Origin of the sequence: Nocardia albiluteola (genome assembly GCF_018860155.1) — a bacterium.
Taxonomy (GTDB): Bacteria; Actinomycetota; Actinomycetes; order Mycobacteriales; family Mycobacteriaceae; genus Nocardia; species Nocardia albiluteola.
Genome location: NZ_JAHKNI010000027.1, coordinates 1 through 26,004 on the forward strand (window position 1 = coordinate 1; position 26,004 = coordinate 26,004).

Annotated in this window: 22 protein-coding genes; 8 read left to right on the forward strand and 14 right to left on the reverse strand. The window is 67.4% G+C overall.

Translation table 11 applies throughout. The features are described 5' to 3' along the window. The 5 genes from KO481_RS41060 to KO481_RS41080 form a co-directional block, all read left to right on the forward strand. Window positions 1-1,896: tetratricopeptide repeat protein (locus KO481_RS41060; RefSeq protein ID WP_215923978.1), on the forward strand; the 1,896-nt coding region annotated here is incomplete at its 5' end. A 266-nt stretch (window positions 1,897-2,162) separates the two neighbouring features. Next, window positions 2,163-3,026, forward strand: coding sequence for a DUF8453 domain-containing protein (locus KO481_RS41065; protein ID WP_215923979.1), 864 nt, complete (start codon window positions 2,163-2,165; stop codon window positions 3,024-3,026). Between the two features lie 1,006 nt (window positions 3,027-4,032). After that, window positions 4,033-4,902 carry a non-homologous end joining protein Ku gene (gene ku, locus KO481_RS41070; protein WP_215923980.1) on the forward strand — a complete coding sequence of 290 codons (870 nt, stop codon included), beginning with the start codon at window positions 4,033-4,035 and terminating at the stop codon, window positions 4,900-4,902. A 39-nt stretch (window positions 4,903-4,941) separates the two neighbouring features. Then, a complete protein-coding gene (locus KO481_RS41075; protein WP_215923981.1) occupies window positions 4,942-5,478 on the forward strand; it encodes a GNAT family N-acetyltransferase in 537 nt (178 codons plus the stop codon). A 45-nt stretch (window positions 5,479-5,523) separates the two neighbouring features. Next, window positions 5,524-6,750 carry an RDD family protein gene (locus KO481_RS41080; RefSeq protein ID WP_215923982.1) on the forward strand — a complete coding sequence of 409 codons (1,227 nt, stop codon included), beginning with the start codon at window positions 5,524-5,526 and terminating at the stop codon, window positions 6,748-6,750. Between the two features lies 1 nt (window position 6,751). Here the strand turns inward: KO481_RS41080 and KO481_RS41085 are convergent, their stop codons facing one another. The 9 genes from KO481_RS41085 to KO481_RS41125 form a co-directional block, all read right to left on the reverse strand. Further along, a complete protein-coding gene (locus KO481_RS41085) occupies window positions 6,752-7,228 on the reverse strand; it encodes a DUF2231 domain-containing protein (RefSeq protein WP_215923983.1) in 477 nt (158 codons plus the stop codon). A 159-nt stretch (window positions 7,229-7,387) separates the two neighbouring features. After that, the gene (locus tag KO481_RS41090) at window positions 7,388-7,810 is read right to left on the reverse strand and encodes a DUF4189 domain-containing protein (RefSeq protein WP_215923984.1); all 423 of its coding nucleotides are present in this window, start codon (window positions 7,808-7,810) and stop codon (window positions 7,388-7,390) included. A gap of 140 nt (window positions 7,811-7,950) precedes the next feature. Then, window positions 7,951-8,313: a metal-sulfur cluster assembly factor gene (locus tag KO481_RS41095; RefSeq protein WP_215923985.1), complete on the reverse strand. Its 363-nt coding sequence runs from the start codon at window positions 8,311-8,313 to the stop codon at window positions 7,951-7,953. Further along, on the reverse strand, window positions 8,306-8,806 hold the full coding sequence (gene sufU, locus KO481_RS41100; RefSeq protein ID WP_215923986.1) for a Fe-S cluster assembly sulfur transfer protein SufU: 501 nt from the start codon (window positions 8,804-8,806) through the stop codon (window positions 8,306-8,308). Before sufU ends, KO481_RS41095 begins: the two co-directional genes overlap by 8 nt. A 3-nt stretch (window positions 8,807-8,809) precedes the next feature. Beyond that, entirely contained in the window at window positions 8,810-10,075 is a 1,266-nt protein-coding gene (locus tag KO481_RS41105) for a cysteine desulfurase (RefSeq protein ID WP_215923987.1), read from the reverse strand. Between the two features lies 1 nt (window position 10,076). Continuing rightward, a complete protein-coding gene (sufC, locus tag KO481_RS41110) occupies window positions 10,077-10,850 on the reverse strand; it encodes a Fe-S cluster assembly ATPase SufC (protein WP_215923988.1) in 774 nt (257 codons plus the stop codon). 30 nt (window positions 10,851-10,880) lie between these two features. Continuing rightward, window positions 10,881-12,059: a Fe-S cluster assembly protein SufD gene (gene sufD, locus KO481_RS41115; protein WP_215923989.1), complete on the reverse strand. Its 1,179-nt coding sequence runs from the start codon at window positions 12,057-12,059 to the stop codon at window positions 10,881-10,883. Continuing rightward, on the reverse strand, window positions 12,059-13,495 hold the full coding sequence (sufB, locus tag KO481_RS41120) for a Fe-S cluster assembly protein SufB (RefSeq protein WP_215923990.1): 1,437 nt from the start codon (window positions 13,493-13,495) through the stop codon (window positions 12,059-12,061). Before sufB ends, sufD begins: the two co-directional genes overlap by 1 nt. After that, a complete protein-coding gene (locus KO481_RS41125; RefSeq protein WP_372452189.1) occupies window positions 13,492-14,307 on the reverse strand; it encodes a helix-turn-helix transcriptional regulator in 816 nt (271 codons plus the stop codon). The genes sufB and KO481_RS41125 overlap by 4 nt, the downstream gene beginning before the upstream one ends. Before the next feature lie 172 nt (window positions 14,308-14,479). Here KO481_RS41125 and mptB point away from each other — a divergent pair, with 172 nt between their 5' ends. The 3 genes from mptB (at window position 14,480) to KO481_RS41140 (ending at window position 18,031) form a co-directional block, all read left to right on the forward strand. Beyond that, complete coding sequence (gene mptB, locus KO481_RS41130) at window positions 14,480-16,159, forward strand: polyprenol phosphomannose-dependent alpha 1,6 mannosyltransferase MptB (RefSeq protein WP_215923992.1); 1,680 nt, start codon at window positions 14,480-14,482, stop codon at window positions 16,157-16,159. Beyond that, entirely contained in the window at window positions 16,156-17,085 is a 930-nt protein-coding gene (locus KO481_RS41135) for an ABC transporter ATP-binding protein (RefSeq protein WP_215923993.1), read from the forward strand. The genes mptB and KO481_RS41135 overlap by 4 nt, the downstream gene beginning before the upstream one ends. Window positions 17,086-17,248: 163 nt before the next feature. Further along, window positions 17,249-18,031 (forward strand): ABC transporter permease, encoded by a 783-nt coding sequence (locus KO481_RS41140; protein WP_215923994.1) that lies wholly within the window; start codon window positions 17,249-17,251, stop codon window positions 18,029-18,031. A gap of 366 nt (window positions 18,032-18,397) precedes the next feature. Here the strand turns inward: KO481_RS41140 and atzF are convergent, their stop codons facing one another. The 5 genes from atzF to KO481_RS41165 form a co-directional block, all read right to left on the reverse strand. Continuing rightward, complete coding sequence (gene atzF / locus KO481_RS41145; protein ID WP_215923995.1) at window positions 18,398-20,029, reverse strand: allophanate hydrolase; 1,632 nt, start codon at window positions 20,027-20,029, stop codon at window positions 18,398-18,400. A gap of 317 nt (window positions 20,030-20,346) precedes the next feature. Then, window positions 20,347-22,284, reverse strand: a complete 1,938-nt coding sequence (locus tag KO481_RS41150) for a 5-oxoprolinase/urea amidolyase family protein (RefSeq protein WP_245402265.1) — start codon at window positions 22,282-22,284, stop codon at window positions 20,347-20,349. A gap of 496 nt (window positions 22,285-22,780) precedes the next feature. After that, on the reverse strand, window positions 22,781-23,398 hold the full coding sequence (locus tag KO481_RS41155; protein ID WP_215923997.1) for an urea amidolyase associated protein UAAP2: 618 nt from the start codon (window positions 23,396-23,398) through the stop codon (window positions 22,781-22,783). A gap of 118 nt (window positions 23,399-23,516) precedes the next feature. Further along, window positions 23,517-24,281 (reverse strand): DUF1989 domain-containing protein, encoded by a 765-nt coding sequence (locus tag KO481_RS41160; protein WP_215923998.1) that lies wholly within the window; start codon window positions 24,279-24,281, stop codon window positions 23,517-23,519. Window positions 24,282-24,396: 115 nt separating this feature from the next. Continuing rightward, a complete protein-coding gene (locus KO481_RS41165; protein ID WP_215923999.1) occupies window positions 24,397-25,911 on the reverse strand; it encodes an amino acid permease in 1,515 nt (504 codons plus the stop codon). Window positions 25,912-26,004: the final 93 nt, after the last annotated feature.

Consider the following 26,004-nt stretch of genomic DNA (forward strand, 5'->3'; position numbering starts at 1 on the left):
ACGAACACATCCGGTTTACGAGCCACCGGCACCACCTCCACCGGCAGCATCGCCGGTCACCGGCCGATGATCAACCCGCCACCCCGACTGCGGGTTTCAGCATCAACCTTTCAGGACACGGCACTAGCATTAGAAGTTCTCAACCCCGAACCGGCTACGGACCTGTTCCTCACCATCGCACAACGCAACCCGCACACTCGCGGCGAGCGAGAAGCCGCGGCCCGCACCGCTGACGTGTGCGGAAGGCTTCCACTGGCGATCGGGCTGGTTGCAGGGCAGGCAGCACACCATCCACGCTGGACAGCAGCAGACATTGCCACCCGGGCTGATGCATTGGCGACCGCAGCGAACCGGCTAGCTATACTCGACCCGGTCGATGATCCGGTTGTGCGCGTTGCTTTTGACCTGTCCTACCGCGACCTGCCACCCAAGCGGAAACTTCTGTTCCGCCGCCTGGGACTACACCCCGGACCCCATTTCGACACCTTCGCGGTCGCGGCACTGGCCGGCATCCCGGTTGCAGTGGCGCAGAACGAATTGAACGCTCTCTATGTCGACCACCTCCTCGACGAGACCGCTTCGGACCGATTTCGGTTGCATGACCTGCTACGCAATTACGCCCACACCCTCACCACCGGCGACCCCGCATTCGACAACGACCAAGCGGTGGATCGGCTACTTGACTACTACCAGACTGCCGCAAGCGCCGCGGATCGCTGGTTGGTACGCCGACCTCGGCCCACCGTGAGGCCCCCCACCCCGCATCGGAGCATTCCAACGCAGGATTTCTCTGGCGAGATGCAGGCAGTAGCGTGGATGCGGCTCGAGCGGGCGAATCTGGTGGCCTGCCTCGAAAGCGTTGCTACGAACTCATCTGAGCGGTTGCTGGCGTTGACGGGACTGCTGGCCGGGTTGCTCGAGCGAGACGGGCCGTGGTCGCAGGCGTTGGAATTGCACCGGCGCGCCGCAGACAACGCCGAACATCTCGGCGACCGGCTTTGTCTCGCTAATGCTTTCACCGATCTCGGTGTCGTACGCAGGGACACCGGAGACTACGGTGCAGCTACCGGCCTGGACCAGCAGGCGCTGGCAATCTATCGGGAAATCGGCAACCGCCTCGGGGAAGCCAATGCTCTCACTAATCTCGGCGTCGTACGCAGGGACACCGGAGACTACGGTACGGCTACCGACCTGGACCAGCGAGCGCTGGCAATCTATCGGGAAATCGGCAACCGCCTAGGGGAAGCCAATGCTCTCCGCAATCTTGGTGTCGTGCGTTGGGCTACAGGGGATTACGGTACGGCTACTGACCTGAACTGGCAGGCGCTGGCAATCTACCGGGAAATCGGCAACCGCCTAGGGGAAGCCGACGCTCTCCGCAATCTTGGTGTCGTGCGTTGGGCTACAGGGGATTACGGTGAGGCTGCCGACCTGCACCAGCAAGCACTGGAAATTTTCCGGGGCGTCGGTAACCGTTTCGGGGAAGCCAATGCTCTCCGCAATCTTGGTGTCGTGCGTTGGGCCACCGAGGATTACGGTGAGGCTGCCGACCTACACCAGCAAGCACTGGTGATTTTCCAGGGTATCGGCAACCGCCGCGGTGAAGCTGAGGTGGTCAACGAGATCGGGACGGTGCTGTTGGCGACCAGCGAACTGAATGAAGCCTTGAGGATGTTCACTGACGCACTTAACTTGGCCGAGACCATCGGTAGCCAACGTGAGCGAGCTCGCGCCCTGGAAGGCACCGCCCGCGCCCAGGCCGCCCTTGGCGACACCGACGCCGCCATCGCTCAACTCCGAGCCGCTGTCGATATCTACCGGCATCTCAAGGCCCCCGAGGCCGAAATCGCCGCCATGTATCTCAGCGAACTCGAAACACGCCCATTATCGAACTGATAGACACACCGCACACCGTTCCACGAGCACGACCCCCACCAGCAGCGCCGCCGCTTGGTAGGGACTTGCCGGGCAACATGTCAGAAACAATCACGAGCGCAGTCCGATAGGACAAGCGCGCACCCCAAGCGCTGGAGGGCAACGTGGCCAGGACGGGTCTTCTGTAGCTTCCCCTACCAACGGGATGTGCACCGCCGGCAGCTCGTTCACAAGATCAACAAGTTGATCGGGCAGCCTCTATGGACGGAGGACCACTGTTGAGTTGGATGCACGATATCGGTATTTGGATTGGCGACGCATGGGATTGGTTGCACCACGTTCGAGCCGACGCCTGGGCCGCATCAGCCGGATGGGCAACAGCGGTTATTGCACTCGGGACTGTGATCGTAGCTGGCCGCTATGCGAAGAAGCAGGTAGATGCGGCAATGGAACAAGCCGCTGAAGCTCGCAAAACTCGTGAGGAGCAAGCTCAGCCGAATGTCATCATGTATTCGGAGCCTAATCAAACGCACTGGCACGTACTCGAACTGGTTGTCAAGAATTTTGGAACGACGCCTGCTTACAACATTCGTCTCAACTTTGAACAGGCCCCTCAGGTCAGCCCAAGCATGGAGCCGGGCGCAACCGTAACCGAACTTTGGCACCCAGACGTCATTCCAATCCTTGCGCCGTGGCAGGAGTGGCGAGTTCTGTGGGACTCCGCAATAAGACGCTTCAAGACTGATCTCCCCCTCCGCTATGAGGGATTCGTAACTTACGAGGACAAAGGGGGGAAACCATTCGAAACCAAATCGATTCTTGATTGGGGCATACTCGAGAATGCAAATAAGGTAGTTACCAATACGATGCACGACCTTGTGGCAGAGGCGAAACAATCAAGTAAGCATCTCGCTTCTATCAACGAGTCTCTTCAAAAGTTCGGCAGTGAAGATTACGGCCTGTGGACATACATCGCCGATGCTCAAGAGGAGTCTATCCGGCGCCATAACGAAGCCCTCGAACGTCGTCGACAAATCGATGAGCTCAGACGGCAACTGGTACCCCACGAGTTCGAGACCTCAACCGGATCGCCTGCAACCGCACAACCCGCCAACGGTGAAACGGAACCAAGTGCGAAGGAGCCGGAATAGACAAACAACCTTGAAAACCAGCTGCGCTCTTCGGCGGATGCGATCCGTTGTTAGTGGATGTATGCCAGGGACGTCGGGGACCCCAAACGTCGCGGTGTGCGATCCGTACTCTCATGGGCCGGTTCGCGCACCATCACCAGCGGCGGCGGATTCTTCGATGTTGATGTAAAGCGCTGCACGAGTGTGACACCGTTGCAATATGCCCGCAGTACACGGGCAGTACACGGTTTGGCTGAGAAACGGCAGGTTGCAACAGGAAATGACAAACCATGCATATCCGCTATTAGTGCAGCTATTGATACATATTGGGAATCGTTGGGATGCATGCCAGGAATCTGCTTCCAGGTCAGGTGGTCGCAGGTTCAAATCCTGTCAGCCCGTCCTTCGAGATCCAGCCGCACTGTTGTCGAGCCCATGCAGATCGGCGTCTGAACACCCCGAAACCGGCTCAGGTCAAGAAATCGCCTCGGTACCATCTCGGCGACCTCGACAAACAGCGTCCCAGCCCCTCGCCCAACACCGACTCGGCGCAGTCCGGGCCGGACCGCGCGACAGCAAGACCTCCACCGGCCCCTCGCCGCTGAGGATACGAGACAAGCTTTCCCTTCTCCTGCTCCCGCCACGTTCACGACAATTAGTCAAATGCGCATATATCGGTACCAAGGTATTTGCCGCAGGTCCACGCACGGCATCGGCCTACCGAGAGCGACGTAAGAGATCTCAGAGATACATGGGTCCGCCCGAACTCGCAGTCACGGATTTGTGGCACCTGGCAGACGATCCAGCGGCGCCGAAACGGCCGCTCAGCACAGAACAAGCAACCGCTGAATCGCCCCGAAACAGCACGTGGCGTGGGCAAATCGCGTCGGTATCAGGACGTCCACAGGACGTCACAAATCCACGAACAGCAACAAACAACACCTGGCAACACGCACCAACAACGACGAACCCGCAGGTCGCGGCGGTTCGCCGGACAGACCGCGCAGGTCGAAAGTAGCATCATAGGATGCGATCGATCTGGAAGGGTTCCATCGCGTTCGGGCTGGTGAACGTCCCGGTGAAGGTCTACACCGCCACCGAGGATCACGACATCAGGTTTCACCAGGTCCACGCCAAGGACGGTGGGCGGATCAAATACGACCGGGTGTGCACGGTCTGCGGGCAGCCGGTGCAGTATGCCGATATCGATAAGGCCTACGAATCGCCCGAGGGCGACAAGGTCGTGCTCACCGACGAGGATTTCGCGAAGCTGCCGGTCGCGGAGAAACACGAAATTCCGGTCCTGCAGTTCGTGCCCGCGGAGCAGATAGATCCGATCCTGTTCGACAAGAGCTATTATCTCGAGCCCGATTCCACCACGCCGAAAGCCTATGTGCTGCTGGCCAAGACGCTCGATCAGGTGGAGCGGGTCGCGCTCGTGCATTTCACGCTGAGGCAGAAGACGCGACTCGCCGCGCTGCGGGTGCGGGACGGGGTGCTGGTGCTGCAGACGCTGCTGTGGCCCGACGAGGTGCGCGCGGTCGACTTCGCCGCGCTCGACGGCGCCGCCGAACCCCGCTCGCAGGAGATCGCGATGGCGCAGACCCTGGTCGAGAGCATGTCCGACGGATTCGATCCGGACCAGTACACCGACGAGTACCAGATCGAACTGAAGCGGCTGCTGGACGAGGCGATCGCCTCGGGTTCGGGCACGGTCGCCCGCCGCGAGGAACCGGCGCCCGCCGAGATGGACGCGGAGGTCGTCGACCTGGTCGCGGCCCTGCAGCGCAGCCTGGAGGCCTCCGGTCGCCGGACCGGCACACCCGAGCCCGAGAAGAAGCCCGCCAAGAAAGCGGCCAAAAAGACAGCGAAGAAGGCCGCGCGCAAGGGCGCGTGAATCGTCGGCCGGGAACCGCGCGATGGCACACTGTCGGCCATGGAATCCGACGCCGCGATCGTCCCCATGGGCTTGGGCCACCTGCGTGAGGTGCTCGATCTCGGCACGGAGGTGTTCAATACCGAGATCAAACCGTATACGTCGTGGTCGCTGACCTCGGTCGCGGAGCATCTGGACAATCCCGACGGCTCCTGCTGGGTGGCGCTGGATTCGGACCGGGTCGTCGGATTCGTGCTGGGCTCCATGGAATTCGAACTGCGCGAGGACTGGGCCTACCTGGAGTGGATCGCCGTCGCCCCCGATATGCAGGGCCGCGGCATCGCCGGGCGGCTGGTCGAGATGTGCTGTTCGGCGCTGTTCGCGCGCGGCGCGCGCCGCATCGTCACCGACGTCGAGGTGGGCAACACGGCCTCGGCGACGATGATGACGCGGCACGGATTCACCGACGCCACCACCGTCACCCTGTTCGTCCGCCCGAATCCGGAAGAGGCCGAGCGTGCCGCCGACGGTGCGACCCCGGGCCTGTCGCCGGCGGCCAAGCGCACCTTCGCACGCACCGGGCGGCTGCGGCGGTAACGTACGTGGTCTGAGCTCTCGTCCCTTCACCATCGGAGGAATCGCATGAGCAATCCGCCGGAACCGGGCGACTCGAGCGCCTCGGAGCCAGCCGACATGCCACATCCCGAGTTGAATCCACCGGAACAGCTCGGATTCGAGCTCTCCGGGACGCCGGGCTCGATCACTCCCCCACCGGGAACTCCGTTCGAAGACGACGCGCCCGCCGCGGGACTCGGCACACCACCTGCCGCTACGCCCGGGCTCGGTCCGGTCCCGCCCGGATACAGCGGGACCGGCGGACAGTCCCCGTCCGGCGGCCCGAATTTCAGCCAACCTCCGGGATACGGCACCCCTGGCGGACACACCCCATCCGGCAGCCCGAATTTCAGCCAACCTCCCGGATACGGCGCGCCCGGCGGACCACCTCCGTCCGGCGGACCGACCTTCGGACAGTCCCCCGGATACGGCACCCCGGGGCCCGCGACCCCCTCGGGCGAGCCGCCCTATGGCACGCCCCACGACTATGGAAACGGAGCCCGATACGGCCCCGACCACGGCGGCCCGTCGTGGCCCGGCATGCCGACCTACGGCGCGCCGCGGGCCTACGAGACCGGCCCGGCGGGGCACGACGCGCCCGGATGGGCCGATCCCTCCGACCCCGGCACATACGGATACGACGCGCCGATCGGGTACGGCGCCGGGTACGCCGGTATGACGCCGGGCTACGACCAGGCGCCGGGCGGACACGGCCGGCCCGCACCCGGCTACGGCGGATATCAGCCAACCGCACCGGGTTACGGCTATCCGCCGCCCGGTTACGGACCGCAGCCCCCGTACGCCAGCTGGCTGCAGCGCGTCGGTGCGGCGCTCGTCGACGGGATCATCATCGGCATTCCGGCGCTGATGTTCTACATCAGCGGATTCTCCGTCGGCATGCGGTCGCTGGATTGCACGACCGATGCCAACGGGTATTCGGTCTGCACCGGCGGCGGGCTCACCGGCGCCGGCTGGGCGCTGGTGCTGATCGGCTGGCTCATCACGGTGTGCGGCGGCCTGTATCTGACCTACCTCGTCGGCACCACCGGGCAGACGCCAGGCAAGAAATTGCTCGGCATCACGCTGATTCGCGAGGCCGACGGGCAGTTCATGGGTTTCGGCATGGCCTTCGTGCGCAACCTCTGCCACATCCTGGACAGCTTCTGCTACATCGGTTATCTGTGGCCGCTGTGGGACAAGAAGCGTCAGACCTTCGCCGACATGATCATGAAGACGATCGTGGTCAAGGTCTGAGTCAGCCGGCCGACGTCGTCGCGACCTGACCGCCCCACGTCGCCCGGGCTCCGCTGTCGCCGATCCGGTACACCTGCACGGTCGCGGCCACCCCGGCCGCGATAGCGATCACCGCGACGACGCCGACCAGGGCGCGCCCGAGCGGCCGATTGCGGGTCTCGCGCAGGTGCACCAGCAGCAGCAACAGCACCGCCACCAGCAGGCCGACCGCGAAGTAGATCATGGTGTCGCCCAGATGGGCGTGGTTACGAATGGCGGGCGAGCGGCCGATCTTGTGCTCGAGCCATTCGCCGGCGTCGGTCGTGATCGGGGTCATCACCACGCAAAACACGGACAGCGCCACTAGGAGCCAGATCAGCCTGCGGCGCGCCGCGGGCCACAGCGCGCTCACGACGGTCAGCAGGGCCGTGAGCGGCACCAGGACGACGATGATGTGGACCAGCAGCACGTGGGCAGGAAGACCGTTGATGGTCGACATAGCGAGGCGTTTCTCCTGAGGATTCGGAACAAGGCGGTTACAAGTATCGAAATCGTCGCTGAGAACACGCTGAGGCCCCGGGCCGAGTTCACTCGAGCACGACATCGGGCTCGGTGGCGAGCCTACTCGCCACCGAGCCCGATGTTGCTAACCACTCGCTCAGACGTTGTCGGTGCACCCCGACAGCACTACGTGCGCCGCACGCGGCGAGGCGGAACCCAGATCCGGGAACGGCGGGGCACTCATGCCCAGCGATTTCACCGCGGACTGCTCGGCCTCGGTCTTGGAGGCCGACCAGTTCCAGGAGTAGCGCCCGTCCGCGCCCTGCGCGACCGCACCGCAGGCGTTCACGATCTGGATAATGTTGTGGCAGTCCGGATGTCCACACTTGGCATCGGCCGCGTGAATGGCATCGGGATAATTCGCGTAGTTCAGCGCGTAGGCGACGGTACCCGCACTTTCCGAGAGCGAAAAGGCACCGTACGCATTGGGATTCGCGTTCGCGGCGCCCGCTCCGGCGACGCTGAGCCCGGCGGTCGACGCGACCACCAGACCCACGGTAGCCTTGCGCAGCAATGACATCGAAGAATCCTCCCCGGTTCGAGAAATATGTCGGGAGGATCATTGCCGAACGGTGGTGCTTTGTCCAATTCGAATCCGATATGGTGGCGCCCGAAATCTCCCGCGCCGCAACCGGATCGACAGCCGGCTCCGTCGGTGGGTCAGACGGTGAAACCGAGCGCGCGCAACTGCTCGCGGCCGTCCTCGGTGATCTTGTCCGGGCCCCACGGCGGCATCCAGACCCAGTTGATCTTCAGATCCTCCACCAGACCGCTGCGGACCAGCGCGTTGCGCGACTGATCCTCGATGACATCGGTGAGCGGGCAGGCCGCCGAGGTCAGCGTCATGTCCAGCACGGCGATGTCGTCCTCGACCCGCATGTCGTAGACCAGGCCCAGATCCACGACGTTGATCCCCAGTTCGGGGTCGACGACGTCGCGCATGGCCTCCTCGAGATCCTCGAGGAGGCTGAGCTCCTCCGCCGAAGGCTGCGCCGGAGCCTCGTTCACTGGCGTTTCACTCATTGCTACTCCCGTTCGTGGAGATCGTCTTCGCGGCCTCGGCCAAGTTCGTGCCCTCCGCGGACGCCGCCCGCACGACGGCGTCCTTGAACGCCATCCAGCCCAGCAGCGCGCACTTCACCCGCGCCGGATACTTCGCCACACCCGCAAAGGCGATGCCGTCGCCGAGCACGTCCTCGTCGCCCTCGATGGTGCCACGGCTGGAGATCATCTCGCTGAACGCGTCGACGGTCTTCATCGCCTGCTGCACCGGCAGGCCGATGACCTGGTCGGTGAGCACCGAGGTCGCGGCCTGGCTGATCGAGCAGCCCTGGCCGTCGTAGGAGATGTCCGCGACATCGCCCTTGTCGTCGATATGCACCCGCAGGGTCACCTCGTCCCCGCAGGTCGGGTTCACGTGGTGCACCTCGGCCTGGAAGGGCTCGCGCAGCCCCCGATGATGCGGGTGCTTGTAGTGATCCAGGATCACTTCCTGGTACATCTGCTCCATGCGCATGGCTTATGCAACCCCGAAGAAGTCCTGCGTCTTCCGCACCGCCGCGACCAGCGCGTCCACCTCGTCGAGGGTGTTGTACAGCGCGAAGGAGGCACGGGCGGTGGCCGCGATGCCGAACCGGCGGTGCAGCGGCCAGGCGCAGTGGTGGCCGACGCGGATCGCGACGCCCTCGTCGTCCAGGATCTGGCCCACGTCGTGGGCGTGAACGCCGTCCACGACGAACGACACCGCGCCACCGCGGTTCTCGCCCTTCGTCGGGCCGATGATCCGCACGCCCTCGATGGCGTTCAGGCCGTCGAGGGCCGCGGTGACCAGCGAATGCTCGTGTGCCGCAACAGCTTCCATCCCGACCCCGGACAGGTAGTCCACGGCCGCACCGAGCCCGACGACCTGCGAGATCATCTGCGAACCGGCCTCGAACCGCAGCGGCGGCGGCGCGAAGGTGCTGTGGTCCATGTAGACGGTCTCGATCATCGAGCCGCCGGTGATGAACGGCGGGGTGTCCTCGAGCAGCGCGCGGCGGCCATACAGGATGCCCACCCCGGACGGGCCCAGCATCTTGTGGCCGGAGAAGGCGGCGAAATCGACGCCGAGCTCGCGGAAGTTCACCGGCATGTGCGGCACCGACTGGCAGGCGTCGAGCACCACCAGGGCGCCGACTTCCTTTGCGCGCTGAACCAATTCGGTGACCGGGGAGACCGCGCCGGTGACATTGGACTGGTGGGTGAACGCGACCACCCGGGTGCGCGGCGACAGATCCAGCGAGTCCAGGTCGATCCGGCCGTCGTCGGTGACGTCGTACCAGCGCAGTGTGGCCCCGGTGCGGCGTGCAAGCTCCTGCCACGGAACGAGATTCGCGTGGTGCTCGAGCTCGGTGATCACGATCTCGTCGCCCGGGCCGAGCCGGTAGCGGAAGCGGTCGTCGGAGAACGCGTGCGCCACCAGGTTCAGCGATTCGGTGGCGTTCTTGCTGAACACGATCTCGTCCGCGCCGACGCCCACGAAGTCCGCGATCCGCGCGCGGGCGCCCTCGTAGGCGTCGTTGGCCTCCTCGGCCAGCGCGTGCGCACTACGGTGCACAGCGGAGTTGTGCGTGAGCAGGAACTCCCGCTCCGCGTCCAGCACCTGCAGCGGCCGCTGCGAGGTCGCCCCGGAGTCCAGGTACACCAACGATTTTCCGTCGCGCACGGTGCGGCTCAGGATCGGGAAGTCGGCCCGGATACGCCCGGTATCCAGCGCCGGCACTGCCACGTCCGAGACAGCGGTCATCTCATGCTCCTACAGCGGCCGAAGTGAATCGCACATACCCATTGGCATCGAGTTCCTCGGCGAGCTCGGGCCCGCCCTCCTCCACGATGCGCCCGCCGACGAAGACGTGCACGAACTGCGGCTCGATGTAGCGCAGGATGCGGGTGTAGTGGGTGATCAGCAGGATGCCGCCGTCCTCGCGCTCCTTGTAGCGGTTCACGCCCTCGGAGACGATGCGCAGCGCGTCCACGTCCAGGCCCGAGTCGGTCTCGTCCAGGATCGCGATCTTCGGCTTGAGCAGGCCCAGCTGCAGGATCTCGTGACGCTTCTTCTCGCCGCCCGAGAAGCCCTCGTTCACGCTGCGCTCGGCGAAGGCGGCGTCGATCTCGAGCTCGTTCATCGACTCCTTCACCTCCTTGACCCAGGTGCGCAGCTTGGGGGCCTCGCCGCGGACCGCGGTGGCGGCCGTGCGCAGGAAGTTCGACATGGACACGCCCGGCACCTCGACCGGGTACTGCATGGCCAGGAACAGGCCCGCACGGGCGCGCTCGTCGACGGACATGGCCAGCACGTCCTCGCCGTCCAGGGTGATCGTGCCCTGGGTGACGGTGTACTTGGGGTGCCCGGCGATCGCGTACGACAGGGTCGACTTGCCCGAGCCGTTGGGGCCCATGATGGCGTGCGTCTCACCGGATTTGATGGTGAGGTTGACGCCCTTCAAGATCTTGATGGGCTCGCCGGTCTCGTCGGGGTTGGCGACCTCGACGTGCAGGTCCTTGATTTCCAGGGTGGTCATACAGGCGGTTCCTTTGCGGGGTAAGTGGTTTCAGACGCCGATGGCGGCGAGTTCGGCCTCGACGGCCGCCTCGAGCCGCTCGCGGACCTCGGGGACGGTGATCTTCTGGATGATCTCGTGGAAGAACCCGCGCACCACCAGGCGCCGGGCGGCCTCCTCCGAAATTCCGCGGGCGCGCAGGTAGAACAGCTGCTCGTCGTCGAAACGTCCGGTGGCGCTGGCATGTCCGGCGCCCACGATCTCGCCGGTCTCGATCTCCAGGTTCGGCACCGAATCGGCGCGGGCGCCGTCGGTGAGCACCAGGTTGCGGTTGGCCTCGTAGGTGTCGGTGCCCTCGGCCGCGGCGCGAATCAGCACATCGCCCACCCAGACCGTGTGCGCGTCGGGCTTGTGCGAGGCCGGATCGCCCTGCAGGGCGCCCTTGTACAGCACGTTCGACTTGCAGTGCGGCACCGCGTGATCCACCAGCAGGCGCTGCTCGAAGTGCTGGCCGTCGTCGGCGAAGTAGAGGCCGAGCAGTTCGGCCTCGCCGCCGGGGCCGTCGTAGCGGACGGTCTCGGTCAGGCGCACCAGATCGCCGCCCAGGGTGACGTTGGTGTGCCGCAGCACCGCGTCGCGGCCCAGCTTGGCGTGCTGCGCGGTGGCGTGCACGGCGTCGTCGGCCCAGTCCTGCACGGCCACGGCGGTCAGCTTGGAGCTGTCGCCGAGCACGAATTCCACGTTCTCCGCGTAGGTTCCGCTGCCGCGGTAGTCCACGACGACCGTCGCGTTCGCGAAGTTGCCCAGACGAACCTGCACGTGCCCGAAGGCCGTCCTGCCCTCGCCCGGGCCGGTGATGGTGACCACGATCGGCTCGGCCACTTCGGTTTCCGCACCGACGGTGATCACGGTCGCCTGCTCGAAACTCGAATATGCCTGGGCGGCAACGCGATCCGCGGGCACGCCGCCCTCGCCCAGGCGAGCGTCGGTGCGGGCCACGGTCTCCACGCTCACCCCGGCGACCGGCGCGACCTCGACCAGGGCCGCACCGTCACGCACCGCGGTGCCGTCGTGCAGCCCGCGCAGGCGGCGGATCGGGGTGAAGCGCCAGGCCTCGTCGTGGCCCGAGGGCACCTCGAACGCGTCCACGTCGAACGAGGTGAAGACCTCGCCCTTGTTGAGCCCGGGCACCCGGCCCTCGGCGGCCTCAGCGATGTTATCGACCGGCATCAGCCGACGGCTCCTTCCATCTGCAGCTCGATCAGGCGGTTCAGCTCGAGCGCGTATTCCATGGGCAGTTCCTTGGCGATGGGCTCGACGAAGCCGCGCACCACCATCGCCATCGCCTCGTCCTCGGTCATGCCGCGGCTCATCAGGTAGAACAGCTGATCCTCGGAGACCTTGGAGACGGTGGCCTCGTGGCCCATCGTCACGTCGTCCTCGCGGATGTCGACGTACGGGTACGTATCCGAGCGGCTGATCGTATCCACCAGCAGCGCATCGCATTTCACGGTCGACTTCGACCCGTGCGCGCCCTTGTTGACCTGGACCAGGCCGCGGTAGGAGGCCCGGCCGCCGCCGCGCGCCACCGACTTCGACACGATGGTCGAGGAGGTGTGCGGCGCCAGGTGGAGCATCTTCGCGCCGGTGTCCTGGTGCTGGCCCTCACCGGCGAACGCCACCGAGAGCACCTCGCCCTTGGCGTACTCACCCATCATCCACACGGACGGGTACTTCATGGTGACCTTGGAGCCGATGTTGCCGTCGATCCACTCCATGGTCGCGCCCGCCTCGGCCTTGGCCCGCTTGGTGACCAGGTTGTAGACGTTGTTCGACCAGTTCTGGATGGTGGTGTAGCGGCAGCGGCCGCCCTTCTTGACGATGATCTCGACCACCGCGGAGTGCAGCGAGTCGGACTTGTAGATCGGCGCGGTGCAGCCCTCGACGTAGTGCACGTAGGCGCCCTCGTCGACGATGATCAGCGTGCGCTCGAACTGGCCCATATTCTCGGTGTTGATCCGGAAGTAGGCCTGCAGCGGGATGTCCACGTGCACGCCCGGCGGCACGTAGATGAACGAGCCGCCCGACCACACGGACGAGTTCAGCGCGGAGAACTTGTTGTCACCCGAGGGAATGACCGAGCCGAAGTACTGCCGGAACAGCTCCGGGTGCTCCTTGAGGCCGGTGTCGGTGTCCAGGAAGATCACGCCCTGCGCCTCCAGGTCCTCGCGGATCTGGTGGTAGACGACCTCCGACTCGTACTGGGCTGCCACACCGGCGACCAGGCGCTGCTTCTCCGCCTCCGGGATGCCCAGCTTGTCGTAGGTGTTCTTGATGTCCTCGGGCAGGTCTTCCCAGCTCTCGGCCTGCTTCTCGGTCGAGCGCACGAAGTACTTGATGTTGTCGAAGTCGATGCCCTCGAGGTTCGAGCCCCAGCCCGGCATGGGCTTGCGGTCGAAGATCCGCAGGGCCTTGAGCCGGAAGTCCAGCATCCACTCGGGCTCGTTCTTCTTGCCGGAGATGTCGCGCACGACGTCCTCGGACAGGCCTCGCTGCGCGGCGGCGCCGGCCGCGTCGGAATCCGCCCAGCCGTAGCCGTAATTGCCCAGGGAGGCAATCGTTTCCTCCTGGGTCAGCGGCAGGGCCTGATCGGCCGTGGTCGTCATTGCGCACTCCTTCCGGAGTTGGGTCGCGCCACCGCGGGCTGCGCGGCGGCGTCGGTTTCGTTCGGTTCGGGAGTAGGTATCTCGGGGGTCGGCAGGAACAGTGGCACGTGGGTGGTGCAGGCGCAGTCGCCGTTGGCGATGGTCGCCAGGCGCTGCACGTGCGTGCCCAGCAGCTCCCGGAAGGCGTCGAGTTCGGCGGCGCACAGCTCCGGGAATTCCTCGGCCACGTGCGACACCGGGCAGTGATGCTGGCAGATCTGCACGCCCGCACCGACTTTGCGTGTGGAGGCGGCGAATCCCGCGTCGGTGAAGGCCTCGGCGATCTCGTGCGCCTTCTCCGCGGTGGTCTCCGGCGTGTGCGGACCCAGCGCCTCGATCCCGGCGACGATCGTGCCGACCCGCTTGCGCGCGAATTCGGTGATCGCCGACTCCCCGCCGATCTCGCGCAGCTGGCGCATGGCCGCACCGGCGAGATCGTCGTAGGTGTGCCCCAGGCGGCCGCGGCCCGCCGCGGTCAGCTGATACTGCTTGGCCGGACGGCCGCGTCCCTGCTGCTGCCAGCGTGCGGAGCGGGCGGCCTGCGCCTCGCCCGACTCGATCAGCGCGTCGAGGTGCCGGCGCACCCCGGCCGGGCTCAGGCCCAGCCGCTCGCCGATCGCGGTCGCGGTGATGGGACCCTGCTCGAGCAGCAGCTGCACCACAGCCTCGCGGGTGTGACCCTCGCTCGCCGGCGCTGCGGGCGCGACAGCGTTCCGGGCGCCAGCCTGGCGCCCGGACTCCGCACTCGCGTTCCGCAAACCCACGGTTTTCACAACATCAGTGTGACGGAATTCCTTCCCGCATTCTAGTAAGGGTCGCCTGAGTAGTCCGGCCACCGGGGAGAACCGGCCGGTCGGGCCCGTATTCCGGCCTTCCCGCGAGCCCGGGTGAATTAGTCCGATCCCGTCACCGCCGCGGCTCGTGCCCGAACTAGGCTCTTTCCCCGTGGCGGTAGTGGAGGACATACGGCGCAGGTCGATCGCGGTAGGGCGCCGGGCGTTGGGCCTGGACGTCCCCGCACCCGATCACACCATCGCCGCGCTGCACACCAACGAGTCCGAGGCGCCCGGCCTCGACGCGCGGGAAATGGTGCAGTTCAAGCGGATTCGGTTGCTCGGCGCGACCGGCGCGGTGCTGATGGCGATCAGCGCGCTCGGGGTGGGCGCCCAGCCGGTGCATCAGAATCCCGTGTCGGGGATGCGGGTCGTCGGGATGTTCGCGCGGGCGGCCACCCCCACCCTGGCCATGTGCATGATCGGCACGGCCGCGGTCGTGGGCGCCTGGCTGCTGCTGGGCCGCTTCGCCGTCGGCTACGGCGGGGGTCCGCTGCACCGGCTGAGCCGGTCACAGCTCGATCGCACGCTGTTGCTGTGGATTGTCCCACTGTCCATCGCTCCGCCGATGTTCTCCAACGACGTCTACTCCTACCTGGCGCAGAGCGAGATCGCCGAGCGCGGCATGGACCCGTACGTCGTGGGTCCGGCGAACGGCCTGGGCCTGGCCAATGTCCTGACCAACAACGTGCCCAACATCTGGCGCGACACCCCCGCGCCCTACGGCCCCCTCTTCCTGTGGATGGGCCAGGGCATCGCCAAGCTGACCGGCGACAACATCATCTTCGGCGTCTGGGCGCACCGGCTGCTCGAGCTCGGAGGCGTGGCGCTGATCGTGTGGGCGCTGCCCCGGCTCTCGCGGCGCTGCGGCGTCGCGCCCGTCAGCGCGCTGTGGCTGGGTGCGGCCAACCCGCTGGTGCTGTTCCACCTGGTCGGGGGCGTGCACAACGATGCGCTGATGCTCGGGCTGATGCTCGCGGGCTTCGAGTTCTGCCTGCGCGGGCTCGAGGACGGCGTCGTCCTGGACCGGCGGGCCTGGGCGTGGATCGTCCTCGGCGCGGCGGTGATCACGCTGTCCGCATCGGTCAAATTCACCTCGATCATCGCGATGGGCTTCGTCGGAATGGCCCTGGCACGCAAGCTCGGCCAGGGCATCCGCCCGGTGCTGCTCGCCGCGGTCGTGATGCTCGTGATCGCGGTCGGCGCCACGCTGCTGGTCGCCGAGGTCAGCGGCCTGGGCATGGGCTGGATACACACCCTCAACACCGCCAACAGCGTGCGCAGCTGGATGTCGCTGCCGACGGCGCTGGGAGTCATCACGGGATTCGGTGGCGTCCTGCTCGGCCTGGGCGATCACACCACCGCGCTGCTGAGCATCACCCGCCCGATCGCCGAGGTCGTGGCCGGATTCTTCACCCTGCGCATGCTCGTGGCCACCTGGAAGGGCCGGCTCCACCCGGTCGGGGCCATGGGGGTGTCGCTGGCCGCGATCGTGCTGCTGTATCCCGTCGTGCAGCCGTGGTACCTGCTGTGGGCGATCGTCCCGCTCGCGGCCTGGGCCACCACGCGCACGTTCCGGGTACCCGCGGTGGTGTTCTCCGCCGTGGTCAGCATGATCCTGATGCCGCGCGGCGCAGACTTCGGCGTCTTCCAGATCATTGAGGCCGCGTCGGCCGGTTTGGTCGTCGGGGTGATCTTCATCGTGCTCACCCGCCATCTGCTGCCGTGGCGGAACCGTGCGGGGGTGTCTGCTCCATCACAGCCGCCCGCGGCATACCGTGTCACTTCGTGAACGGATCCTCTTGCGCCGTCAAGGTCGATGGTGTTGTCAAGCGCTTCGGCGAGACCACCGCCGTCGACGGCCTCGGCTTCGAGGTGCAGCGGGCGGAGGTCGTGGCGCTGCTGGGCCCCAACGGCGCGGGCAAGACCACCACCGTGGAGATGTGCGAGGGCTTCTCCGCACCCGACGCGGGCACGGTGCGGGTGCTCGGCCTGGACCCGATCGCGGACACCGACGCGCTGCGTCCCCGTATCGGGGTCATGCTGCAGGGCGGCGGCGCGTATCCCGGATCCAAGGCGGGCGAGATGCTCGACCTGGTTGCGTCCTATTCGGCGAATCCCCTGGATCCGCAGTGGCTGTTGAACACCCTGGGCCTGCAGGACGCCCGCCGCACCCCGTACCGGCGGCTGTCGGGAGGCCAGCAGCAGCGCCTGGCCCTGGCGTGCGCGCTGGTCGGGCGGCCGGAGATGGTGTTCCTGGACGAGCCGACCGCCGGTATGGACGCGCAGGCACGGCATCTGGTGTGGGAGCTGATCGATGCGCTGCGCCGCGACGGGGTCGGTGTGCTGTTGACCACCCACATGATGGACGAAGCCGAGCAGCTCGCCGACCGCCTGGTCATCATCGACCACGGCCGCGTCGTCGCCGCGGGTACGCCCACCGAGGTGACCTCCGCCGGGGCCGAGGGACGGCTGCACTTCACCGCCCCACCGAAACTCGACCTGACGTTGCTGACAACCGCACTGCCGGAGGGTTTCTCGCCGCAGGAGACCAGCCCCGGGTCCTACCTGCTGCGCGGCGACATCACCCCCCAGGTGCTGGCCACCCTGACGGCCTGGTGCGCGCGAATCGACGTGCTGCCCACTGATATTCGCATCGACCAGCGGCGCCTGGAGGACGTGTTCCTGGAGTTGACCGGAAGGGAGATCCGCAGTTGAGCCCCTCCCCCGCCACTGAGATCGGTATCGGATCACCGCGACGCACCGCAATCGCGACTCCGCACGACGTTCGACGGAATGCCAAGCGCAGGAAGCGGTTCGGCCCGCCCCCGGGAGCGCCGACCCTGCATCCGATCAACGACCCACACGAAGGGCAGTCCAGATGACCGACAGGGCCGCCCGTTTCGAGCCGGGCACCTTCACCCCCGACCCGCGCCCGGCCGCGCGGGCGGCGATGCTGGCCTCGCAGACCCGCATGGAGCTGATCCTGTTGCTGCGCAACGGGGAACAGCTGCTGCTGACCATGTTCATCCCGATCGCCATGCTCATCGGGCTGACGTTGCTGCCGCTGAGCAGCCTCGGCGTGCACCGGGTGGACCGGATCGTGCCCGCGGTGATGATGGTGGCCATCATGTCCACCGCGTTCACGGGTCAGGCCATCGCCGTCGGCTTCGACCGGCGCTACGGGGCGCTCAAACGCCTGGGCGCCACCGCATTGCCGCGCTGGGGCATCGTCGGCGGCAAGTGCGCGGCCGTGCTCATCGTGGTGGTGCTGCAGTCGATCCTGCTGGGGCTCATCGGTATTGCGCTGGGCTGGCGGCCGGGCGCGGCCGGGCTGGTCTTCGGCGCGGTGGTCATCGCGCTGGGCACCGCCACCTTCGCGGCGATGGGACTGCTGCTGGGCGGCACACTGAAGGCCGAAATCGTGCTCGCCCTGGCCAATATCGCGTGGTTCGTCATGCTCGCGGTCGCCAGCCTGGTCTTCGCCGCGGGCGACATCCCCAAGCCGCTGAGCGTCGTCGCCCGGTTGATCCCGTCCGGGGCGTTGGCCCAGGCGCTCGATCAGGCCCTGCGCACGAGCGTCGACTGGTACGGGCTGGTCGTGCTGGTCGTGTGGGCCGTGGTCACCGGCTGGCTCGCAACGCGGTACTTCAAGTTCGACTGATCGGCCTCTGCTTGCGATCCGGTCCCGACCTCCCGCCGCCTAGGCACCCACCGTTGCGCGCTGCGCCGTGCGTCACATCCGGATGCGCTCAGCCGACAGTGTCTGCGGTCGGGGCCCGCCGTAGTCGCTGACGTCCTCACCCACATCGGCCGCGCAGTTGAACGCTACCGTGCATCCGGCCGTCGCCGAATCCGCCCACCCACGTCTGTGTCCACGCGCGATGTCGCGTCCGAGCACGTTCAACCGGCCGCGCCCGCGTGAGAGCCGACGCCCTTGCCCGCCGCCGCAGACTCTACTGCCGTGCCCCGATTCGATCGCGCCGACCGACGCACGGCGGACGTCCGTAGAGGTCACGTCCGGAAATAGTCAGCCGACGGCACCCGCCGCCAGGGCCGCCGCCCAGCCGCCGTACTCGCTGATGTCCTTGCCCGACGCGGCGGCCGCTCCGTCGCAGCCGAATGCGGTGTGCCAGGAGCCGTCCTCGAGCTCGACCGCGCCCAGCTGCATCGGATGCGGAAGCTGCGCGAGGAAGCGACCGAGGGCTGCCGGCGACAGCAGCCAGCGCTCCCCCGCCACCGCGATGCCCGTCTCGCCGGCGGGGCGGCGGGTGACCGCGGGTTTGGGTGGGGTGGTGTCCAGGGCGGCCAGGCGGTAGTGGGGCGCGGTGCGCACTGGGCCCATCCAGCGGGCGCCCAAGTCTGTCAGCTGATGCTCGAGCGGCTGGCCGCGCAGGTGGGCGCCGAAGACGATCAGTTCGTGTGCGGGCGCGGCGCGCAGCGGCCAGACTGTCTCCGGCGGTGCCGCGGATTCGTTGTCGCCGTTCGGGATTCGGGAGGCGATATCCAGGGCCACCGCGTCCTCGAACGCCCGGGCGAGCACGGTGACGCCGAATTGCCCCGGGCCCGCGGTTCCGGCCGGGACCGCGACCGCGCACAGATCGAACAGATTGCAGAAATTCGTGTAGGTACCGAGCCGGGAGTTCGCGCCGATCGGATCGGCGGCCACCTCGGCGAGCGTCGGCTGCCCCGGCGCGGTCGGGGTCAGCAGTGCGTCGGCCCCCTCGAGACTCGCCAGCGCCCGCGCCCGCAGCGACTCCAGGGCGGCCAGGTCCGACACCAGTCGGTGGGCCGGAATATCGCGGGCCGCGCGGATGATCGATCCGACCGTCGGGTCGACCGATTCGGGGTGGGCGTCGACGAATGCGCCTACCGCGGCATATCTTTCGGCGACGAGTCCGCCCTCGTACAGCAGCCGGGCCGCGGCCAGGAACGGCTCCGGATCGACTGTCACGATCCGCACACCCCCCTCGCGCAGTGCCGCGACCGTGCGCTCGAAGGCCGTGCGCCACAGCGGATCCAGCTCGGGCAGCGCATCGAACACCGCCACGACGGGGTCCGGCGGCGCGGCGAACCTGACATCGGCGGGCCAGGCGCGGGCCCCCGCACCCGCCGCCAGCGCACCCATCGCCCGGTCCGCCAGCGGCAGATCTGCGGCGAAGATCGTGACGCAGTCGTAGGAGCGGCAGGCGGGCACGACCCCGTCGGTGGACACCACCCCGACGGTCGGCTTGATCCCGACGATCCCGCCGAACGCCGCGGGCACCCGCCCGGATCCCGCCGTGTCGGTGCCGATGGCGATATCGACCGCACCGCCCGCCACTGCCACGGCCGAGCCGGAACTCGAACCTCCCGAGACGAATTCGGGCCTATGCACATCGGGCACGGCGCCGTACGGGGAACGCGTGCCGACGAGTCCGGTCGCGAACTGATCCAGATTCGTCTTACCCACCACCACTGCCCCGGCCGCCCGCAGCGCCGCAACCGCCGCAGCGTCCCGCTCGGGGACGTACGCGAATGCGAGACACCCCGCGGTAGTGGGAATCCCCGCGACGTCGACGTTGTCCTTGACGGCCAGCCGCAGCCCAGCCAACGGGCCCTGCGCCGTGGCGATCTCACGGGCGATGTCATCATCGGCCCGCCGGTGAATCCATACGCTCATGGCCGGTACTCCTCACTCGTAGTCATCGCTTACCCAGATGCTTCACGTTTGATCGGGACACTGCACGTCCCCTTGCGGTGCCGCACGCTCCTGTGTCCTCCCGCGGCTCCGGCATCGCACCCATCCCCGGCGTCGCCGCCCGTCTCGGCACCGTGCCCGACCTCCGGCATCACCGCCCGGCTCCCGCATGACCTCGCGGCCCCGGCATCACCCGGGCGCCCCCGGCGTCGTTTTCACATCGTCACCGCGCCGACTGGGTGACGACGGATTGCGGCGCGTTGGGCACGCACGCGGGGTGGACCAGGGCCCAGTGGCCGTCATCGGCTCTCGGCGAGTTCTCCCGCGGTGCGCCAGGATTCGCGTTCGGCGGCGAAGGCCGCGGCCTGGTGGGTCCGGAATTCGGCGATCGAGGCGGCGTTGTCATGGACGAAGCGACGGTGGTCGGCGAGGCGGAACTCGCCCTCCTCGGTGCGGAGTTCTCCCCGGCCCGAGGCGAATTCGGCCCGCAGGTCCAGTAGTTCGTCCGGTTCGACGGGATACCAGCGGATGCGGTCGAAATATCGCAGCAACCAGGGGGATTCGCCGGATCCGTCGCCGCCGTGCCGCCATACCGGGGTGGTGCGGCCGACGAACTGGTAGCCGCCGGGGCCCTCCATGCCGTAGATGCACAGGTAGGCGCCGCCGATGCCGACCGCGTTCTCGGGGGTCCAGGTGCGCGCCGGATTGTATTTGGTGGTCACCAGGCGGTGCCGGGGATCCACCGGGGTCGCGACCGGTGCGCCCAGATAGACATCGCCGAGGCCGAGCACGAGATATTCCGCGGCGAAGACGGTGTCGAAAACATCTCGCACCGAAGGCAATCCGTTGACGCGGCGAATGAACTCGATATTCCACGGGCACCAGGGCGCATCGGCGCGGACGCCGTGCATATATCGAGTGATCGCCTCCCGCGTCGCCGGATCATCCCACGACAGCGGCAGATTCACGGTCCGGCTCGGCGCCACCAGATCCTCCGCGGACGGCAGGTGCGCCTCCACGGCGGACAGCAGCTCCAGCAGCTTCGCGGACGACAGCCGATCCGGGTCGAAACGCACCTGCAGCGATCGCACACCGGGCGTCAGCTCGACCACACCCGGCTCGCGATGCTCGAGCAGATGTTCGTGCAGCGCGTGCACCCGCGCCCGCAGACCCAGATCCAATGTCATATCGCCGTATTCGACGAGGATGCCGTCGTCGCCCGCACGCCGATAGGTGATCCGTGTGGTGTCGTCCGCCTCGGCGCGGGCGAGTACGCCGTCGTCGCCGTCCCCGCCGCTCGACAGCACGAACGGCCATCCGGCGCGCCGCGCGGGCCCCAGCGCACGCGGCGACGCCGCCCGTGCCGCCCGCACAGGAACGAAACACACGCTGTCGCCCGGCGTCAGCTGGCCGAGCTTCCAGCGATCCGCGGCCACCACCGTGACCGGGCAGACGAAGCCCCCGAGACTCGGCCCGTCCGGCCCGAGCAGAATCGGGGTGTCCCCCGTGAAGTCCAGCGCGCCGACCGAATACGCGGTGTCGTGGATATTGGACGGGTGCAGCCCCGCCTCGCCCCCGTCCGGGCGCGCGAACCGCGGTTTCGGGCCGACCAGCCGCACGCCGGTCCGATCGGAGTTGAAATGCACCTCGTAGTCGATGCCGACGATCGTCTCGATATCGGCGCGGGTGAAGAACTCCGGCGCCCCGTGCGGCCCCTCGGTCACCGCGAGCTCCCAGCGCCGCGACAGCACGGGCCGCTCGTCGGCGGGCACTCCCGAGCCGATCCGCCCCGCCCGCCCGAGCGCCAGGCTCTGCCCGGCCCGCAGCGCGGCCCCGGTGCCGCCTCCGAAATGTCCTAGCGTGAAAGTCGCCGCACTGCCGAGATATTCGGGAACATCGATCCCTCCGGCCACCAGGATGTAGCAGCGCATACCGGGCCCGCGCACGGCGCCCACTTCCAGCATCCCGCCCGCCGGTACCTGAATCGCCCGCCACATCGGAACCGATGCGCCATCGACGGTGACCGGCACGGGTGCACCCGTCACGCATACCCAACCCGCCGTCCGGAACCGCAATCCCGGTCCGGTCAGCGTGCATTCGAGACCGGCCGCCCCCTGCGCATTGCCGAGCGCGCGATTGCCCAACCGGAACGACAGATCGTCCATAGGCCCCGACGGCGGCACCCCCACATGCCAATACCCCACCCGCCCGGGCCAATCCTGCACCGTCGTCAGCATTCCCGGCCGGATCACGTCGATGCCGGGCCGCTCAGCCGCCGCCGCGTCCGCCACCGGAGCCGTCAGCCCCCCGGCCTCTGCGGCAACCCGATCTGATTCGAACCGACTCGGTTCGTACACGCCCGTGGGATTCGCCAGAGCCATCGACACGGCCCCTTTCGCGAGCAGGTCCGCGGGAGTCGATTCTCGTGTGCCTGTGTGACCTTCCGATGTCTCGGCGGCGAGCACGGACACCGGAGTCTGTTTGTGCACCCCCGCAGGACTTTCCGGCGCATCGGCCACGTCCGCGCCTTCTGAACGAACCGATTCCCTCGCAGGAGAATGAACCACAGACGCGACCCGTGCGGATACCCGAGTCGGTCCGTGCGCGCCGACAGGACTCTCCGGCGTATGGGCGGTGGGATGCGCGAGGGTCGCGCCCGTCGCTTCGGCGGCGTTCATAACCGAACCTCCTGAACGAATGGGTTGCAGTGCAATGGCATTCGGGGTGCGGACGTCAGCGCGTGATGACCATGCGCACCGGGGTGGGGTCGAATCCGTTGCAGGGGTTGTTGATCTGCGGGCAGTTGGAGACCAGGACCAGGGTGTCGATCTCCGCGCGCAGGGTCAGCTTCTTGCCGGGGGCCGAGAGGCCGTCGACGATGCCGAGGGTGCCGTCCGCCTCCACGGGGACGTTCATGAACCAATTGATGTTCGAGACCAGATCCCGTTTGCCCAGGCCCCATTTCATGCCCTCGGCGAGGAAGTTCTCCACGCAGGCGTGCTGGTGGCGGGTGTGGTGCCCGTAGCGCAGGGTGTTCGACTCCTGGGAGCATGCGCCGGCGACGGTGTCGTGATTGCCGACCTCGTCGGCGACAACCGTCATCAGCGCGGCGCCCGCGTCGGTGCGCAGCACGCTGCCGGTGGTGAGGAAGATGTTGCGCTGCGCGGTGATCGTGGCCTGGGCGCTGTAGCGTTCGGCGTGGTCGGCGGCCGAATACAGCAGGCAGTCCACGGCCTGGTTGCCGTGCAGATCGACGATGTCCAGATGCGCCCCGGCGGGCACGATCGCCGACCACGGCGCCCGGGCGGGCACGGTCTGATCCAGCAGTACGGTATGTGCGAGGGTGTTCATACGATTCTCCTTTGCGTCCGGGTTGGTGCGAGACGTCGTGACCCGCTCGAAGTGTGGTTACGCCCCGCCGCCACCTCCCGCCCGCTCGGCTCTGGCATGCCGTGGGGCCCGGCCGCGCCTACTTCGCTTGCTCACGCCGCGTCCTCCCGCCGAGCGCGGCATTCCAAGCCGACTCGGTGTTCTCGACCGCCCGTTGATATTCCGGGTCGTCGTTGTGCGAGACGGCCAGATCACCGCGGGCTTGCCACGCGACGACATCCAGGTCGGTGGCCGGCGCATCGTCCAGCGGATGCGGGGCATTGGCGATCAGCAGCGTGACCGGCAGATGCGTCAGCAGCTCCACCGCGGCGCCCGCCCCGCCTCCGCCGGTCGGAGTCAGTGCGCCGTCCGGCTCCACGCGCACGCCGCGGAACAGCGAGACGGTCGGGCCGATATCCCGCGGCGCCAGACCGTGTTTCGCACCGGCCAGCCGCAACGCCCGGCGAGCGTCCGGCCCCGGACCACAGAGCGCGTCGTGGTGCCCCGAGGAATCGGCGACGAGCGTGGCCAGGATCCGCCCCTGATCGGACAGCAGGGGATGTCCGATCTGTAGGTACGCCTGCCAGGGCACCTTGACGGTATCCGCGACATTCAGCCGCTCCCAGGGCGATTCGGCGCGCAGCAGCAGTATGTGCGCACACGCCGCGCCTCGAGGATCGGACAGCCGGATCCGGGTTCCTCTGGCAAGCACCACATTGGCGTAGCCGCCGTCCGGAATACGTTGCGCGAAGCGTACGTCCGTGGCCTCGATTCCCGCGGGGAGGTCGGGGCCCATGATCTGCGCGGCCGCCGCCTGGGAGCGGGCATGTACCCGCGCCCCGGTCGTGGATGCGGTGCCGGTCATAACGAGTCCTTTCTGCGTCGAAGTGATGCGATGTCCCCCGGAGCGATTCGCCGGATCAGGTCGATGAGCAGCAGCGCGAGGGCCGGCCGACCCAGGGGAACGCCGTCGCGTCCGGTCATGCGGGCTGCATCGCGGGCGCGGAGTCCCCGGCGGGGCGGTCGGCGACGAACCGGTGCACCACCGCGCCGACCGCGATGCTCGCAAGCACGAAAAGCGGTGCGGCCCAGAGCATCCACCACCCACCGCCGGTCGGTGTATACACCGCGGCGCGGGGCCAGGCCAGATTCACCGCCATCCCGAGACCCCACAGCACCGCCAGCGCATTCACCGGAATTCCGAAGCGGCCCAGCGAGAACAGTCCGGTATCGTCCGCGATCGCGCGGTTCCGGATGCGATGGACGAGCAGCGGCACGGTGACCAGCAGATAGGCCAGATACAGCATAACGATGCAGACACTCGCCAGCGTGGCGAAGATCGCGGCATTGCCGAGGTTCAACACCAGCAGCGCGATGGCGAGCGCGCCGATCACCACGGCCGGGAGCACCGGGGTGCCGAAGCGCGGATGCACCGCCGCCAGGCGCCGCGCGAACGGCAGCCGCCCGTCCCGGGCCATCGAGAACATCAGCCGCGACCCGGCGGTCTGAATCGCCAAGGTGCACACCGTGATCGCGACGGCCACGCAGCACAGCAGCACCCGGCCCGCCGGGCTGTCCAGCTTCGCGGATATCACATAGGCGAGGCCGTCCGTGGCGAGTTTTCCGTCGCTCAGGCTCGGAGCCGCGATCAGCGCGCCGAGCAGCATGAGCCCGCCGCCCAGCGCCGAGACCGTGAGCGCGGTCAGGATCGTGCGCGGCGCAACCTGGCGCGGATTCCTCGTCTCCTCGGAAAGCTCGCCGGCGGAATCGAATCCGACCATCACATAGGCCGCCATCAGTCCGGAGACCAGGAAGGCCGCCCAGTATCCGCCCGGCGCGGCGGTACTGTGATCGAAGACGACGCCCGGGCCGCGTTCGGTGTGGGTCAGGAACAGCGCGACGGTCGCGATCACGCCGACGATCTCGACGGTGACGCCGATGGTGTTGATCCGCGACATCACCTCGATGCCGACCACATTGACCACCGTCGTCAGCACCAGCAGCACGCTGCCGAGCAGAACCGCGTTCGCCGCACCGGATTTCGAGGTCAGCGCGGTGTCATGGCCGATGACTTGGAAGCCGCTCCAGACCGAGGGCAGCACCACCTGCAGGGCGATGGCGGCGGCCGCGGCCGTGACGACCTGGGCGATGATCATCATCCACCCGGCGAACCAGCCGACGACCTCACCGGCCAGGCGCCGCGACCACTGGTAGATGCAGCCCGAGATCGGGTATCGCGCGGCGAGTTCGGCGAAATTCAGCGCCACCAGGAACTGCCCGGCGAAGACGATCGGCCACGTCCAGAAGAAGGCCCCGCCGCCGAATCCGTAGCCGAATCCGAAGAATTGGAAGATCGTGGTGAGGATGGAGACGAAGGAGAATCCGGCCGCGAACGAGGCGTAGCGGCCGAGTTTTCGGTGCAGGACGGGCCGATAGCCGAACGCCTCGAGGTCGGCGCTATCGGACGATGTGGGAGCGGTGACGGTGGTGGACATGGGTGCGTGTCCTTCGGCGTCGGGGTCAATATCTATCGACTGATAGTTTTGCGATCCGGATCGCGTTCCCGGTGACGTCGATGTATCCGATCC

Bases quoted from the DNA above. Each gene is read 5' to 3' on its own strand.
- KO481_RS41065 (WP_215923979.1), top strand. From the start codon at position 2,163: ATGCACGATATCGGTATTTGGATTGGCGACGCATGGGATTGGTTGCAC.
- ku (WP_215923980.1), top strand. From the start codon at position 4,033: ATGCGATCGATCTGGAAGGGTTCCATCGCGTTCGGGCTGGTGAACGTC.
- KO481_RS41075 (WP_215923981.1), top strand. From the start codon at position 4,942: ATGGAATCCGACGCCGCGATCGTCCCCATGGGCTTGGGCCACCTGCGT.
- KO481_RS41080 (WP_215923982.1), top strand. From the start codon at position 5,524: ATGAGCAATCCGCCGGAACCGGGCGACTCGAGCGCCTCGGAGCCAGCC.
- KO481_RS41085 (WP_215923983.1), bottom strand. From the start codon at position 7,228: ATGTCGACCATCAACGGTCTTCCTGCCCACGTGCTGCTGGTCCACATC.
- KO481_RS41090 (WP_215923984.1), bottom strand. From the start codon at position 7,810: ATGTCATTGCTGCGCAAGGCTACCGTGGGTCTGGTGGTCGCGTCGACC.
- KO481_RS41095 (WP_215923985.1), bottom strand. From the start codon at position 8,313: ATGAGTGAAACGCCAGTGAACGAGGCTCCGGCGCAGCCTTCGGCGGAG.
- sufU (WP_215923986.1), bottom strand. From the start codon at position 8,806: ATGCGCATGGAGCAGATGTACCAGGAAGTGATCCTGGATCACTACAAG.
- KO481_RS41105 (WP_215923987.1), bottom strand. From the start codon at position 10,075: ATGACCGCTGTCTCGGACGTGGCAGTGCCGGCGCTGGATACCGGGCGT.
- sufC (WP_215923988.1), bottom strand. From the start codon at position 10,850: ATGACCACCCTGGAAATCAAGGACCTGCACGTCGAGGTCGCCAACCCC.
- sufD (WP_215923989.1), bottom strand. From the start codon at position 12,059: ATGCCGGTCGATAACATCGCTGAGGCCGCCGAGGGCCGGGTGCCCGGG.
- sufB (WP_215923990.1), bottom strand. From the start codon at position 13,495: ATGACGACCACGGCCGATCAGGCCCTGCCGCTGACCCAGGAGGAAACG.
- KO481_RS41140 (WP_215923994.1), top strand. From the start codon at position 17,249: ATGACCGACAGGGCCGCCCGTTTCGAGCCGGGCACCTTCACCCCCGAC.
- atzF (WP_215923995.1), bottom strand. From the start codon at position 20,029: ATGAGCGTATGGATTCACCGGCGGGCCGATGATGACATCGCCCGTGAG.
- KO481_RS41150 (WP_245402265.1), bottom strand. From the start codon at position 22,284: ATGCTGACGACGGTGCAGGATTGGCCCGGGCGGGTGGGGTATTGGCAT.
- KO481_RS41155 (WP_215923997.1), bottom strand. From the start codon at position 23,398: ATGAACACCCTCGCACATACCGTACTGCTGGATCAGACCGTGCCCGCC.
- KO481_RS41160 (WP_215923998.1), bottom strand. From the start codon at position 24,281: ATGACCGGCACCGCATCCACGACCGGGGCGCGGGTACATGCCCGCTCC.
- KO481_RS41165 (WP_215923999.1), bottom strand. From the start codon at position 25,911: ATGTCCACCACCGTCACCGCTCCCACATCGTCCGATAGCGCCGACCTC.